The sequence below is a fragment of the Pseudoflavonifractor sp. BSD2780061688st1 E11 genome, assembly GCF_005844125.1.
Taxonomy (GTDB): Bacteria; Bacillota; Clostridia; order Lachnospirales; family Lachnospiraceae; genus Sellimonas; species Sellimonas catena.
Genome location: NZ_SPHM01000012.1, coordinates 76,079 through 90,154 on the forward strand (window position 1 = coordinate 76,079; position 14,076 = coordinate 90,154).

Sequence of the window (14,076 nt, forward strand, 5' to 3'; positions counted from 1 at the left end):
ACCGTTACCGTATCAGAAAGAAATGAAAAAGGAGGGACAGTCCTATGGATGAACGTTTAACCAATCTGCGTTCCGGGAAGAATCCGAAGGCGCGGATTAAGATTCTGAAAGGTCATTTTGCCACAAGTAATTCTCATATCAATACCTATATCGATATGTCCACAGTCAAAACAAGACACCACAATGCGCGGGAGACAGCCAGGGTTCTGGCGGGGGAATACACGCATACGTACATTGACACGATCGTATGCCTGGATGAAACGGAAGTGATCGGTACATTTATGGCAGAGATTCTGGCGGACGAGACAAATATGTCCATGAGCCACGACAACAATATTTCTGTTGTGACGCCGGAGTTTGATACGATGGGACAGATTTTGTTCCGTGATAATAAGATCCGGATGATTGAAAACAAGCAGGTACTGATTCTGGCGGCTTCGATTACAACAGGAAAGACGATCTTAAAGGCAGCGGAGTCTGTACTGTATTACGGCGGGAAGGTGTGCGGCGTTGCAGGAATTTTCAGTGCTGTGTCCAGGATCGCGGATATGGAAGTGAAATCTATTTTTACTAGCGCGGATCTGCCGGACTACAAAGCATACACTCCGCAGAGCTGCCCGATGTGCAGGGAAGGAAAGCGTGTTGAGGCGCTGGTAAACAGTTACGGATATTCCAAATTATAACAAAGAGTTCCGCTTGCGGAACTCTCGCGCCGGGCGCGGTCGCTTTAGCGGCAAACTTCTGCTTTGCGCGAGTGCGCATTCTGCGGAGCATTTTTATTTAACAGTTTTCTGTCAAATAAGAAAAAACGGCAGTTACCCGGGTGAGGAGGACTGCCGTTTTTGACGCAGTGAGAAAGAAAGTGCTCAGATCATGAAAAAAATGTTGAAAGAAGGCAGAATGTCGGTTATAATACAAAACAGCGATGAACGCTGGCGCGGAAATGACAAAGAAAGAATGAGCATAAGGGAGTAGTTGGCACTTTCGGTGTGACAAAGTCAACATATTGGAGCGATCCTGGCTTTGTATGAAACAACGAGACTTATCTGTATCAGAAGATGATATGGGTAGGACTCGATTTTTTTTTGCTCTTTTTACGGAAGTTCTGCGCAGATTTTAAGGGAAGAAAAAACAACTAGGAGGAAAAAGAAATGGGATTTTTGGAACTGTTTTTCATAGCAGTGGGCCTTGCCATGGACGCATTTGCAGTATCTATCTGTAAAGGGCTCTCTGTGGGAGTGGCGAAGCCGAAGTACATACTGTGTGTGGGACTTTATTTCGGAGGCTTTCAGGCATTGATGCCGACCATCGGATATTTTGTAGGTGTGAATTTTAAGGGAGCTATTCAGAGTGTGGATCACTGGATCGCATTTATTCTGCTGGCCATCATCGGAGGAAATATGATCCGGGAGTCCAGAGGAGAAGAGGAATGCGTGGGTGCACGGTTTGACGTGAAGGAAATGACTGCGCTGGCAGTGGCGACCAGTATCGATGCTCTGGCAGTCGGCGTGACATTTGCGTTTCTGGATGTCAATATTGCCCCGGCAGCAGCGTTTATCGGCTGCCTGACATTTGTGATTTCAGCAGCCGGCCTGAAAATCGGTACGGTATTCGGAACAAAATACAGAAATAAATCGGAATGTTTCGGCGGAATTGTCCTGATTCTGATCGGACTCAAAATTCTTCTGGAGCATCTTGGCATATTTTAGCATTGTAAAAGAGGGCAAAACGAAGTAAAATAAAAGAAGTATTTTGACATGGAACGGGGTTTGACAATGAATGAAAAACAATTTCAAGACCAGAAAATTGTCCTGATTGACGGACACAGTATTCTGAACAGGGCATTTTACGGACTTCCGGATCTGACCAATGCCGAAGGACTTCATACGAATGCAGTTTATGGATTTTTAAATATTCTTTTTAAAATACTCGAGGAGGAAAAGCCGGAATATCTGACGGTTGCCTTTGATGTTCATGCGCCGACATTCCGGCATGAGATGTACAAGGAGTATAAAGGCACGAGAAAGCCGATGGCGGAAGAGCTCCGGCAGCAGGTTCCGGTGATCAAAGAGGTTCTGAAAGCGATGGGGATCCGACTGATTGAACAGGCAGGACTCGAGGCGGACGACCTGATCGGGACACTTTCCAGACGCTGCGAGGAGGCGGGCATGCAGGTCGTTGTCCTTTCCGGAGACCGGGATCTTCTTCAGCTTGCCACAAAGAAAGTAAAAATCCGTATCCCGAAGACGAAGCAGGGACGGACTGAAGTGGAAGATTATCTGGAAGAGGATGTAAAAGAAAAGTACCAGGTGACGCCGAAAGAGTTTATCGATGTCAAGGCGCTGATGGGAGATACTTCTGACAATATTCCGGGCGTTCCGAGCATCGGAGAGAAGACAGCGACGAAGATTATCGTGGAGTATCAGACGATCGAGAATGCATATGCCCATGTGGACGAACTTAAGCCTCCGAGGGCGGCAAAAGCATTGAAAGAGCATTACGATCTGGCACAGATGAGCAAGGAACTTGCGACGATCAATGTCCATGCGGATTTTCCGTATGAAGTGGAAGAAGGAAAGATTGGAGAACTCTTTACTGCTGAAGCATATGAGTGGTTCCAGAAGCTGGAATTTAAAAATCTGCTTGGAAAGTTTGAGATTCAGGCTCCGGCTTCCGAAATTGAGGACAGTTTTGTGACCGTAACAGACCCTGCCGGCATGGATGCTGTATTTGAAAAGGCGGCAGGGGCCGGGACTGTAGGTGTTGTTCTGGAGCGGAATACGGAGAATGTTCTTCCGTTATTTGCCGCAATGAGCGGTATTTCCGGAGCGGTGCTTGCCTTTTCAGCAGACGGGAAGGACGAGATCGTTTCCATTCAGACCGGAAACGGGATTTCCGCGGATGCTCTTATGGAACGTCTGTCCGCTCTGACAGAAAGCCGGGCGCAGATTTCCATGTTTGACGTAAAAAAAGAACTGCCGCATGTCCGGACATGCAGACGGGAGAATTTCTTTGATGTTCATGTGGCCGCCTACCTGTTAAATCCGCTCAAGAGCTCCTATGAGCCGGACGATGTGGCAAGAGAATATCTGGATCTTACGATTGATGCGAAGCTTTCTGAAGAGAAAAAGAGCTGTTATGAGGCGTATACGATGTACCGGGCAGCAGACGTACTCCGGGAAAAGCTGAAAGAATACGGCATGGAAGCACTTTTTGATGAAATCGAGATGCCGCTTGTGTTTGCGCTTTTTGATATGGAGCAGGCAGGCGTGAAAGTGGAAGCGGAAGCCCTGAAAGAATACGGACAGGATCTTGGCGTCCAGATCGAAAGACTGGAGGCGGAGATTTTTGAACTGGCAGGGGAAACCTTTAATATCAATTCTCCGAAACAGCTGGGAGTCGTTCTTTTTGAACACCTGGAGCTTCCTCATGGAAAGAAGACGAAGACAGGATATTCCACAGCGGCAGATATTCTGGAAAAGCTGGCGCCGGACTATCCGGTCGTATCGAAGATTCTGGAATACAGGCAGTTGGCCAAGCTGAAATCCACCTACGCGGACGGACTGGTGAATTTTATTTCGGAGGATCACCGGATTCACGGTACTTTTAACCAGACTGTTACGGCGACCGGCCGGATCAGCAGTACGGAGCCGAATCTTCAGAATATCCCGATCCGGATGGAACTGGGAAGACAGATCCGGAAAGTTTTTGTGCCGGAGGAAGGATTTGTGTTTGTGGATGCGGATTATTCCCAGATTGAGCTTCGGATTCTGGCGCACTGTTCAGATGATGAGGCGCTGATTCAGGCATATAAGGAGGCGAAAGACATCCATAGAACGACGGCATCCCAGGTATTCCATACACCGTTTGACGAGGTGACGGACCTGCAGAGAAGAAATGCGAAGGCGGTTAATTTCGGGATTGTCTACGGGATCAGTTCCTTTGGACTTAGTCAGGACTTGAGCATTACAAGAAAAGAAGCGGCAGAATATATTGACCGCTATTTCGAAACCTATCCGGGTGTCAAAGCATATCTGGACGGAGAAGTGGCTTTTGCAAAAGAGCACGGATATGTGACAACGATTTTTGGAAGAAGAAGACCGGTTCCGGAGCTTTCTTCCAGCAACTTCATGCAGAGAAGTTTTGGAGAACGTGTGGCAATGAATTCCCCGATTCAGGGGGCAGCGGCAGACATCATGAAGATTGCGATGATCCGTGTCAATCAGCGGCTTCGTGAGGAACAGATGGAGTCCCGCATTGTCATTCAGGTACACGATGAGCTTCTGGTAGAGGCCAGAATCGATGAAGTAGAGAAAGTTAAAGAGATACTGAAAGAAGAGATGGAACATGCCGCAGATCTGAAGGTTCCGCTGATTGCAGATATGAGCGTCGGATCAAACTGGTATGAGGCCAAATAGAGAAAAGTCAGGAATTCAGATGAAAACAATAGGAATTACAGGAGGAGTCGGGGCCGGAAAAAGCACGGTCCTCGGCTTCCTGGAGACAGACTTTCAGGCAGTTGTCTGCGAAGCGGACAAGGTGGCGCATAAGCTTCAGGAGCCTGGAGAGGTCTGCTATGAGGAAATTATAGAGAAGTTTGGATGCGGAATTCTTGACGGGGATGGAAAGATTGACCGGAAAAAGCTGGGAAACATTGTGTTTGCTGATGAAAAAAAGCTTCAAATGCTGAACCGGATTGTACACCCCCGGGTCAAGGAATACATCCGAAAGAAAAAAGAGGAAGAAAAAGAGGCTGGTACGCGGATTTTTGTCGTCGAGGCAGCGCTTCTGATCGAGGATCATTATGAGGAGATCTGTGATGAACTCTGGTATATCCATACGCCGGATGAAGTCCGCAGAAAGCGGCTGAAAGAAAGCCGGGGATATACGGACGCAAGGATAGACGGAATCATGAAGAACCAGAAATCGGAAAAACAGTTCCGGAACGCATGCAGCGTAGTGATTGAAAACGGAGAGGATTTTAAAGAGACTTGCATCCAGATCAAAGAAGCGTTAGAATCGTACTAGAAACTTTGAAGGAGAAAGGAAAACATGAGAATTTGCAGTATAGCCAGCGGAAGCAGCGGAAACTGTATTTATGTAGGAGATGAACATACACACGTGCTGGTCGATACCGGGATCAGCAAGAAGCGGATCGAGGAAGGACTGAAGGATCTGGATGTGAAAGGGGACGAGCTGGACGGGATTTTTATTACCCATGAGCACGCCGACCATATTCAGGGGCTTGGAGTTTTCAGCAGAAAGTACGGCATTCCGATCTACGCCACAAAAGGAACGATCGAAGGAATCCGGAATTATAAAAGTCTTGGGAAAATGCCGGAGGGACTGCTCCATGAGATTCGCGCGGATGAGCCGTTTACTTTAAAAGAGCTGACAGTACGGCCATTTCGGATTTCACACGATGCAAATGAACCGACAGGATACCGCTTCGAAAATGGAAAGAAAGCGGCCGCTGTTGCGACAGATCTGGGGATCTATGATGATTATACTGTGGAGAATCTGAAAAATCTGGACGCGGTTCTTCTGGAGGCCAATCATGACATACATATGCTGGAAGTCGGTGTCTACCCGTATTACCTGAAACAGCGGGTGATGGGAAACCGGGGACATCTTTCCAATGAATCTTCCGGCAGACTGCTGTGCGACATCCTGCACGATGATCTGAAATGCGTTATGCTTGGACATCTGAGCAAGGAGAATAATTATGCCGAGCTGGCCTATGAAACAGTGAAACTGGAAGTCACTCTCGGGGATAATCCATACAAAGGAGAGGACATTCCGATTATGGTTGCCAAAAGAGACACCAGATCGGATATCATTACCGTATAGGAAGAAAACAAAGAAAAGGAGAGGATGGTATGAGTCGTGTTGCCGTTTTGACGGACAGCAACAGTGGAATTACACAGGCAGAAGGGAAGGAACTTGGAATCGGAATCCTTCCGATGCCGTTTTTTATCGATGGGGAAGAATATTTTGAGGAAATTACCTTATCCCAGGAAGAATTTTACGAGCGCCTGAAAGCAAATCATGATATTAAAACTTCCCAGCCTGCGCCGGGGGATGTCATGGGATTGTGGGACAAATATCTGGAAGAGTACGATGAAATTGTCTATATTCCGATGTCCAGCGGGCTGAGCAGTTCCTGCGAGACTGCCATGATGCTGGCGGATGATTATGACGGACGTGTGCAGGTAGTCAACAACCAGAGGATTTCCGTGACGCAGCGGCAGTCTGTCAAGGACGCCATCTGGCTTGCATCCGAAGGAAAATCCGCAGCCGGGATCCGGGAAATTCTGGAAAAAAACAAATTTGAATCCAGTATTTACATTACTGTGGACACGCTGAAATATCTGAAAAAGGGCGGAAGAATCACACCGGCCGCTGCAGCAATCGGAACAGTCCTGAATCTGAAACCGGTTCTGCAGATCCAGGGAGAAAAGCTGGATGCCTATGCCAAGGTCAGAGGATGGAAACAGGCGAAGAAGACAATGCTCGACGCCATGGAAAAAGACCTGCTTCACCGTTTTGGAAATCAGCCGGTACACCTCGAAGCAGCATACACCTGCTCTGATGAGGAAGCGCAGAAGTGGAAAGAAGAGATTGAGGACAGATTCCCTCAGTATAAAGTGGAGATGGACCGCCTTTCCTTAAGTGTTGCCTGCCACATTGGACCGGGGGCGATGGCCATTGCATGTTCCAAAGTGATTACACTTTAAAATCAGAAAAAGACTCTCTTTTGAGACGGAAGATGAAAAGAAATCATCTACGCTCCCAAAGAGAGTCTCTTTTTTATACGACTATACAATCACAAGCGGATGACTGTATTCATTGCAGAACGGAGTTTTAAATTTGTTGCTGATGACAGATTCATACAGGTTGGATGCAAAAATATCCAGATGAAGCATCTGTTCGCCGCGTTCAGACAGTGCGTCCATATCGCTGAGTTTGGGAATCAGCGGAACTGACGAACGATTTTTGATCAGGGAAAGGACTTCCCTGTCTTTCCGTACGAATCCAAGCATTCTGGCATAATGAACCATCCGGTCTTCTCTTAACTGTTCAAAGAGGGAGGAACGGATTCCGAGGATGACGTGCAGAAGCGCCCGGCTGATCCTGGAATACGTCACTTCTTTTGTCTTTAACAGGTCGCAGAACTGGTCAAAATTCTGAAAGTCATTCAGATGTTTCATGATCCGGTTGGCAAGCTCTTCGGAAATATCGGCATAGTGGGTCAGGGTCCCGCGGCTTTCCTGCATCAGCTGGTATTTGACGAGCAATGAAAAATCATTGCTGTATACCGGATAGCGGATCAGGTGGGTCCGCTCAAGCAGGGAGACACATTCCGGCGGCACATGGTCTTCCAGTCTTGTCAGAACAGAGGAAAGCTTTGGCTCATCGTAAGGAGTATCCATGTCTGTCCGAAGGGAACTGCCGGAGAACAAAAGAAGTTTCCGAATAGCGGTAGCGGAGCTGAAACCGCCGTCCGTCTCCAGTGTGTCCGCATGATACCGGGAATCTTTCCGAAGAATCGTATAGGGCCGTATGGAACTTTTTAGACGGATCAAAGCCTTGATGTACTCCACCCCAAGCGTATTATTCGGACTGGAAAGAATCCGGGAAAGGGATCTGTCCTGCAGATAATCGGTCAATGCCTTTTCTCTGGCGAGAGGAAACGCAAACCCCTCTTTTAAGTAAGAACGCAGAATTGTGCGGTACTCTTCAGGCTCATCCGCAAGTACCCGCGCAATCCGGGTTAAAGAATCAATCTCTCCGCATTCGCTTCCAAAACAAAGGGAATCAACACAGCCCAGACTGTCCAGAAGCGCAACGGCACCCTGTGCAAAATACTCGGCGCTCCCGGTGGAAAAGCAGACCGGAAGCTCCAGAACAAGGGATGCCCCGGATTTCAGAGCCACTTTAGCCCTGAGATGTTTGGGCATGATGGCAGGAGCGCCTCTTTGTACAAAATTTCCGCTCATGACGACGATCACAGCGTCTGCTCCGGTCACTTCTTTTGACTTCTGTATATGATATTCGTGCCCATTGTGAAATGGATTGTATTCTGTAATTAAACCAACTATTTTCATAATTTTCTTGTAATATCCTCCTTGTTGTGATTATACTATAAAAGGAATCCGCTTGCAAAATAATATGGCGGCAGGAAAGGAGGATACACATGAACGAAACAAATCTGCTGGAGCTTTTGGATGAACGAAAATTTAAAGAACTGAAAGAAGAACTTGGGAATATGTATCCTGTCGATATTGCCGCACTGCTGGAGGAGGTAGATGAAAGGCAGATTGTTCTGATTTTCCGTCTCCTCGGCAAGGAAGAAGCGGCAGAGACCTTTACCTATATGAGCAGCGAGACAAGAGAATTCCTGATTAATGCGCTGACGGATTCCGAGCTGGAAGAAGTCATGGATGAGATGTACCTTGATGATACAGTCGACGTCCTGGAAGAAATGCCTGCCAATGTGGTAGACAGGCTTCTGATGGCGACTGATGAAGAGACGAGAAAGCAGATCAACGCGCTTTTGCAGTATCCGGAGGACAGTGCCGGAAGTGTCATGAATATCGACTACGTCAGTTTCCGGAAAGAAATGACGGTAGAAGAGGCGATTTTGAAGATCCGCCAGGTCGGTATTAACCGGGAGACGATTTATACCTGTTACGTGACAGAAAAGAAGAAGCTGATCGGATGGGTGGATATCAAAGATCTTCTGACATCCAGTGAAAGTAAGACGATTGAAGAGATTATGGATACGAACGTCCTTTACGCGCATACCCATGATGATCAGGAAGACGTAGCCAGTATGATCCGGAAGTACGGTCTTGTGGCAATCCCGATTGTGGATAACGAGATGTGCATGGTCGGTATCGTTACCGTTGACGACGCGATGATTGTCCTGCAGGAAGAAGCAACGGAAGATATCAGTATGATGGCCGGTGTCAGTCCGAACGATGACTCGTACTTCGGAACGAGCGTCTGGCGCCACGCCCTTTCCCGTATCCCGTGGCTGCTGTTTTTAATGCTTTCTGCGACGGCAAGCGGACTTTTGCTTGCCTACTATGAAAATGCCATGTCAGCCATGCCGATTCTGATTACGCTGATTCCGATGCTGATGGGAACGGGCGGAAACTGCGGCTCTCAGAGCTCCACATTGATGATCCGCGGACTTGCGGTCGGGGAAATCCGTTTTAAAGATATTTTCCGGGTGATTTTCAAAGAACTCCGGATTGCATTGATTGTCGGCGCGGTCCTTTCTGTCGCGAATGGAATCAGGATTTATATTATGTATAATGATATCAAGCTTGGTATCGTGATCGGTGTGACGATCATAGCCATTGTCTGTATGGCAAAAGTGGTGGGATGTACCCTGCCGCTGATCGCAAAGAGAATCGGACTGGATCCGGCTCTCATGGCGACACCTTTGATCTCCACGCTTCTTGACACAGGGACAATCCTTGTTTATTTTGCGATTGTCACAATGATGTTTGAATTATAAACGCTTAAAAAGGGAAATTGTACTAAAAAAGAGACAGATTATCTCTTGTATACAATTTCCCTTTACGTTATAATAGTGATATCTGAGAATATATGGAAAGGAGTCATTAAATCATGGGATTTATTGATGAAATCAAGGCAAAGGCCAAAGCAGATCTCAAGACAATTGTACTTCCGGAGACAGAAGATGCCCGGACCTATGAGGCTGCCGAGGCAATTTTAAAAGAGGGGACAGCCAGACTGGTTCTGATCGGAAGTGAAGAAGAAATCGCGAAGAATAAGGGAAGCTTCGATATCAGCGGTGCACAGATTGTAGATCCGGCAAAGAGTGAAAAGACAGAGAGCTATATTGCAAAGCTGGTGGAATTAAGACAGAAAAAAGGTATGACTGAGGAACAGGCAAGAGAGCTTCTTCTGACCAACTATCCATATTACGGAGTAATGATGGTAAAGATGGGCGACGCAGACGGAATGGTTTCCGGAGCATGCCATTCTACAGCTGACACACTTCGTCCGTGTCTGCAGATTCTCAAGACGAAACCTGGAACAAAGCTTGTATCCGCATTCTTTATCATGGTAGTACCGGACTGTGATATGGGAGAAAACGGAACATTTGTATTCGGTGACTGCGGTCTGAATCAGAATCCGACACCGGAAGAGCTTGCAGCAATCGCAATTTCCTCCGCAGAGAGCTTCAAACAGCTTGTAGGAGCAGAGCCGAGAGTGGCAATGCTTTCTCATTCCTCAAAGGGAAGTGCAAAGCATGATGATGTCACAAAAGTAGTAGAGGCGGTTAAGATCGCGAAAGAACAGGCTCCGGATCTGATGCTGGATGGAGAACTTCAGTTAGACGCGGCGATCGTTCCTTCCGTAGGAGCTTCAAAAGCTCCGGACAGCCCGGTTGCAGGAAAGGCCAATGTCCTGATCTTCCCTGACCTGGATGCAGGAAATATCGGTTATAAGTTAGTGCAGAGACTGGCAAAGGCAGAAGCATACGGACCAATGACTCAGGGAATCGCGGCTCCTGTAAATGACCTTTCCAGAGGATGCAGCGCCAAAGATATCGAAGGTGTTGTTGCAATTACAGCAGTGCAGTGCCAGTCAAAATAGAAAGGAAGAAAAGAAAAATGAAAATTTTAGTTATTAACTGCGGAAGCTCTTCATTAAAATACCAACTCATCGATATGGAAAATGAGAGTGTTCTTGCAAAAGGACTTTGCGAGAGAATCGGGATCGACGGATCCAAACTGACACACAAACCGACAGGAAAAGAAAACTACAGTGTAGAGACTCCGATGGAAGACCACAAAGTGGCTGTACAGCTTGTGCTGGACGCTCTGATGGACAAAGAACACGGTGTTATCGAAAGCACAGATGATATCACAGCAATCGGACACCGCGTACTGCATGCCGGAACGATCTACAGCGACGCAACTTTGATCAACGATGATGTTAAGAAAGTTATCCGTGACTGCTTCGACCTTGGACCGCTCCACAATCCGGCAAACCTGATCGGAATCGAAGCATGTGAAGCAGCAATGCCGGGCAAACCGAACGTTGCAGTATTCGATACCGCTTTCGGTATGAAGATCCCGGAAAAAGCGGCAATGTACGCAATTCCATATGAATATTATGAGAAATACAGCATCAGAAGATACGGTTTCCATGGTACAAGCCATATGTTCGTATCCGGCGAGACACTGAAATGCCTCGGAAAAGACGATGCAAAAGTAATCGTATGCCACCTTGGAAACGGAGCCAGCATCTCAGCTTCCATCGGCGGAAAATGCGTTGATACAAGTATGGGTCTGACACCCCTTGAAGGACTGATCATGGGAACAAGAAGCGGTGACCTTGATCCGGCTGTCCTGCAGTTTATCTGCAACCATGAGAATATCGATATCAACGAAATGCTCAACATCCTGAACAAGAAATCCGGTGTTCTCGGAATGAGCGGTGTATCTTCCGATTTCCGTGATGTAAGAGCAGCAGCAGACGAAGGAAATGAACGTGCGATCATGGCACTTGACGCTTACAGATACCGTGTGGCAAAATATATCGGTTCCTACACAGCTGCAATGAACGGTGTAGATGCAATCACATTTACTGCAGGTGTAGGCGAAAACGATACTCAGATGAGAGAAGAAATCTGTGAATACCTTGGATACCTTGGTGTGAAGATTGATAAAGAAAAGAACGCTCAGGCGCGCGGAGTGGCATCCGAGATTTCTACGGAAGACTCCAAAGTCAAAGTATATGTCATCCCGACAAACGAAGAGCTTGCGATTGCACGTGAGACAAAAGCACTGGTTTAATCTCCTCAGACAGTAAAAAAACTGTTGACAAAATGAAATGACATGATATAATAGTCAAGGTATGAATAGGAGCAATGAATATGCTGTTAAACCTATCCGATGTACTGTCCGAACAGCACAAACCGATTGATGCCGTCCTTCCGCTTGAGATGGAGGCGATGAAACTGCCAGGCGGTCCTTTCCCACTTGTGGAGAAGAGCAGCGTGCAGATTCATATTGAGCATGTAAAAGGAAAAGAGATTTCTGTCTCCGGTTCCTGCAGTCTGACTGCAGTGATTCCGTGCGACCGTTGTCTCAGTCCGGTGAAAGTTCCGATGGAGATTTCTTTTGAGAGACATGCCGTTGTCGGTGGAGAGACTGCAGAGACAGACGAAGAATCAGATTATATTGACGGATATCATCTTGACGTCGACAAATTACTCTATTATGAGATTTTGATAGGATGGCCGACAAAAACCCTGTGCAGGGAAGACTGCAAAGGACTTTGCAGTGTATGTGGTCAGAACCTAAACGAGGGTACCTGCGATTGTGAAGATCCGGGTCTTGATCCAAGAATGTCAGTTATCCGCGATCTGTTTAAGAATTTTAAGGAGGTGTAACCGATGTCAATTTGTCCAAAGAATAAAACTTCTAAAGCAAGACGCGACAAGAGAAGAGCAAACTGGAAAATGAGCGCTCCGAATCTTGTAAAATGCAGCAAATGCGGCGCACTTATGATGCCTCACAGAGTTTGCAAAGCTTGCGGAAGCTATAACAAGAAAGAAATCATTTCCGTAGAAGACTAATGGAAATACCGAAAAACGGGGATTTGCAAATATGCAGATCCCTTTTTTCATGCCGGCTTACGTTACTGTTCACACCGAACCGCCGCCCGCATGCGCACTCATCGCGCTGACGCGTTCCCGAGACGGTGTGAACAGTAACCAATTTACCACAAATTTGCAGCAATTTATGGAGAAAAATTAAGAACTGTGTTAAGATGAAAAGAAACCAATCAGAAAAGAGGCTGAGATACGATGTGGAATTTGGAGAAAGTAACTCTGGTGACGAACAACGATAGAGTGTACCGAAAATATAAAGATGACATGGAAGTCGTTCTTCTGGGATCATACAGGGACGTACTGATCAAGGTGAGAGATCTTGTGTATGACCGGCATATCCTTCTGACCCACCCGCAGGCATCGAGCCTGAAGCCGAACCAGACACCGTTTCGTTCGGTTATGGTATACCCGAAAGGGGAGGAGGACAATACGAAAGACATCATGCTGATTGAAAAATGTATTGAGACCTTTGAACAGTGGCAGGAGATTGCCCCGACGCCGGACCATTACCAGAAAAATGTAGAAGAAGATTTTAAAACCATCGACCTTTCGGTAATCGAAAATATCGTTCCGAGGCTGATGTAAGGATAATGGTATATGAAGAGGAATGAAAAGTACTTTAAAGGGCTGACAAGAAGGGATTATATTGCAAAGGCAAATGAAATTATTCATCGGGAAGGAATCAGTGCGGTGACGATCCGCCGTATCGCAAAAGAGATGGACTGTTCCACCGCAAGCTTGTACCGCTATTTTGACAGCAGGGACGAACTGCTCTACTATGCGGAGCTTGGGGAGCTGAACTATTATATCCAGCGTCTGAACTCGGCGGAGAAGCACTGGAAAAATGTGTGGGATATCTATGTTGGGGTATGGTACTGCTATTCCATGGAGGCATTCCGGAAGCCTGAGGCATATAATCTTCTCTTTTTCGAAAATAATAATAACAAGCTGCGTGTTTCCATCAGAGAGTATTATAAGATGTTTCCGGAAAACCTGATGCTCTCCAACAGGGTCTTCCACGAGATGCTTCAGACAGGGGACTTCATGGGGCGTGATTTTGAAATGTGCAGAAAGTGTATCCGTTCCAATGCGATTGGATACGATAATGCGGTATCGTTGAACCGGATGGTCTGCCTTCTGTTCAAAGGATATTTCAAGACGGTCTGTGACGATGGAATTGAGGAAAAGGATGTAAACGGAAGGGTAAGACTCTTTATTCGTGATATTGAAAAGCTGGTTCGAATGTTTGCGAAAGACTTGAAAGGATATAAGGCATATCAAATTCAATAAGAGGCGTCTTCAGACGGGAAAACTGTCTGAAGGCGTCTTTTTTTGCTTTATAGGAAATTGCGTTTTTGGAGCAGTCAAAAAAAGAACGCATGTTCATCGAACATATGTTAGATAAACATGCG

The 14,076-nt window shown here is 46.7% G+C and carries 14 protein-coding genes; 13 read left to right on the forward strand and 1 reads right to left on the reverse strand.

What is annotated here, in order from left to right:
* Positions 1-44 precede the first annotated feature (44 nt).
* The 6 genes from FGQ85_RS07470 (at position 45) to FGQ85_RS07495 (ending at position 6,737) form a co-directional block, all read left to right on the forward strand.
* Positions 45-683 (forward strand): orotate phosphoribosyltransferase, encoded by a 639-nt coding sequence (locus FGQ85_RS07470; protein ID WP_087252051.1) that lies wholly within the window; start codon positions 45-47, stop codon positions 681-683.
* A 468-nt stretch (positions 684-1,151) separates the two neighbouring features.
* Entirely contained in the window at positions 1,152-1,709 is a 558-nt protein-coding gene (locus tag FGQ85_RS07475) for a manganese efflux pump MntP family protein (RefSeq protein WP_138373080.1), read from the forward strand.
* A 48-nt stretch (positions 1,710-1,757) separates the two neighbouring features.
* Positions 1,758-4,418 (forward strand): DNA polymerase I, encoded by a 2,661-nt coding sequence (gene polA, locus FGQ85_RS07480; RefSeq protein ID WP_242958877.1) that lies wholly within the window; start codon positions 1,758-1,760, stop codon positions 4,416-4,418.
* A 19-nt stretch (positions 4,419-4,437) separates the two neighbouring features.
* Positions 4,438-5,028, forward strand: coding sequence for a dephospho-CoA kinase (coaE, locus tag FGQ85_RS07485; RefSeq protein WP_138373081.1), 591 nt, complete (start codon positions 4,438-4,440; stop codon positions 5,026-5,028).
* A gap of 24 nt (positions 5,029-5,052) precedes the next feature.
* Positions 5,053-5,850: an MBL fold metallo-hydrolase gene (locus FGQ85_RS07490; RefSeq protein WP_087252049.1), complete on the forward strand. Its 798-nt coding sequence runs from the start codon at positions 5,053-5,055 to the stop codon at positions 5,848-5,850.
* A gap of 29 nt (positions 5,851-5,879) precedes the next feature.
* The gene (locus tag FGQ85_RS07495; protein WP_087168039.1) at positions 5,880-6,737 is read left to right on the forward strand and encodes a DegV family protein; all 858 of its coding nucleotides are present in this window, start codon (positions 5,880-5,882) and stop codon (positions 6,735-6,737) included.
* 81 nt (positions 6,738-6,818) lie between these two features.
* Here the strand turns inward: FGQ85_RS07495 and FGQ85_RS07500 are convergent, their stop codons facing one another.
* Positions 6,819-8,108 carry a nucleotidyltransferase gene (locus FGQ85_RS07500; RefSeq protein ID WP_138373082.1) on the reverse strand — a complete coding sequence of 430 codons (1,290 nt, stop codon included), beginning with the start codon at positions 8,106-8,108 and terminating at the stop codon, positions 6,819-6,821.
* A gap of 89 nt (positions 8,109-8,197) precedes the next feature.
* Between FGQ85_RS07500 and mgtE the strand changes: the two genes are divergently transcribed.
* The 7 genes from mgtE to FGQ85_RS07535 all read left to right on the forward strand — a co-directional run bounded on the left by mgtE (position 8,198) and on the right by FGQ85_RS07535 (position 13,954).
* Entirely contained in the window at positions 8,198-9,529 is a 1,332-nt protein-coding gene (gene mgtE / locus FGQ85_RS07505) for a magnesium transporter (protein ID WP_087168037.1), read from the forward strand.
* 113 nt (positions 9,530-9,642) lie between these two features.
* Positions 9,643-10,638, forward strand: a complete 996-nt coding sequence (gene pta, locus FGQ85_RS07510; RefSeq protein WP_087168036.1) for a phosphate acetyltransferase — start codon at positions 9,643-9,645, stop codon at positions 10,636-10,638.
* A gap of 17 nt (positions 10,639-10,655) precedes the next feature.
* Entirely contained in the window at positions 10,656-11,843 is a 1,188-nt protein-coding gene (locus FGQ85_RS07515; RefSeq protein WP_087168035.1) for an acetate kinase, read from the forward strand.
* An 80-nt stretch (positions 11,844-11,923) separates the two neighbouring features.
* Positions 11,924-12,442: a DUF177 domain-containing protein gene (locus FGQ85_RS07520; protein ID WP_087168034.1), complete on the forward strand. Its 519-nt coding sequence runs from the start codon at positions 11,924-11,926 to the stop codon at positions 12,440-12,442.
* A gap of 3 nt (positions 12,443-12,445) precedes the next feature.
* Complete coding sequence (gene rpmF, locus FGQ85_RS07525) at positions 12,446-12,628, forward strand: 50S ribosomal protein L32 (protein ID WP_087168033.1); 183 nt, start codon at positions 12,446-12,448, stop codon at positions 12,626-12,628.
* Positions 12,629-12,859: 231 nt separating this feature from the next.
* Positions 12,860-13,249: a GrdX family protein gene (locus FGQ85_RS07530; RefSeq protein WP_087168032.1), complete on the forward strand. Its 390-nt coding sequence runs from the start codon at positions 12,860-12,862 to the stop codon at positions 13,247-13,249.
* A 12-nt stretch (positions 13,250-13,261) separates the two neighbouring features.
* Positions 13,262-13,954 carry a TetR/AcrR family transcriptional regulator gene (locus FGQ85_RS07535; RefSeq protein WP_138373083.1) on the forward strand — a complete coding sequence of 231 codons (693 nt, stop codon included), beginning with the start codon at positions 13,262-13,264 and terminating at the stop codon, positions 13,952-13,954.
* Positions 13,955-14,076: the final 122 nt, after the last annotated feature.

Bases quoted from the DNA above. Each gene is read 5' to 3' on its own strand.
- FGQ85_RS07470 (WP_087252051.1), top strand. From the start codon at position 45: ATGGATGAACGTTTAACCAATCTGCGTTCCGGGAAGAATCCGAAGGCG.
- FGQ85_RS07475 (WP_138373080.1), top strand. From the start codon at position 1,152: ATGGGATTTTTGGAACTGTTTTTCATAGCAGTGGGCCTTGCCATGGAC.
- polA (WP_242958877.1), top strand. From the start codon at position 1,758: ATGGAACGGGGTTTGACAATGAATGAAAAACAATTTCAAGACCAGAAA.
- coaE (WP_138373081.1), top strand. From the start codon at position 4,438: ATGAAAACAATAGGAATTACAGGAGGAGTCGGGGCCGGAAAAAGCACG.
- FGQ85_RS07490 (WP_087252049.1), top strand. From the start codon at position 5,053: ATGAGAATTTGCAGTATAGCCAGCGGAAGCAGCGGAAACTGTATTTAT.
- FGQ85_RS07495 (WP_087168039.1), top strand. From the start codon at position 5,880: ATGAGTCGTGTTGCCGTTTTGACGGACAGCAACAGTGGAATTACACAG.
- FGQ85_RS07500 (WP_138373082.1), bottom strand. From the start codon at position 8,108: ATGAAAATAGTTGGTTTAATTACAGAATACAATCCATTTCACAATGGG.
- mgtE (WP_087168037.1), top strand. From the start codon at position 8,198: ATGAACGAAACAAATCTGCTGGAGCTTTTGGATGAACGAAAATTTAAA.
- pta (WP_087168036.1), top strand. From the start codon at position 9,643: ATGGGATTTATTGATGAAATCAAGGCAAAGGCCAAAGCAGATCTCAAG.
- FGQ85_RS07515 (WP_087168035.1), top strand. From the start codon at position 10,656: ATGAAAATTTTAGTTATTAACTGCGGAAGCTCTTCATTAAAATACCAA.
- FGQ85_RS07520 (WP_087168034.1), top strand. From the start codon at position 11,924: ATGCTGTTAAACCTATCCGATGTACTGTCCGAACAGCACAAACCGATT.
- rpmF (WP_087168033.1), top strand. From the start codon at position 12,446: ATGTCAATTTGTCCAAAGAATAAAACTTCTAAAGCAAGACGCGACAAG.
- FGQ85_RS07530 (WP_087168032.1), top strand. From the start codon at position 12,860: ATGTGGAATTTGGAGAAAGTAACTCTGGTGACGAACAACGATAGAGTG.
- FGQ85_RS07535 (WP_138373083.1), top strand. From the start codon at position 13,262: ATGAAGAGGAATGAAAAGTACTTTAAAGGGCTGACAAGAAGGGATTAT.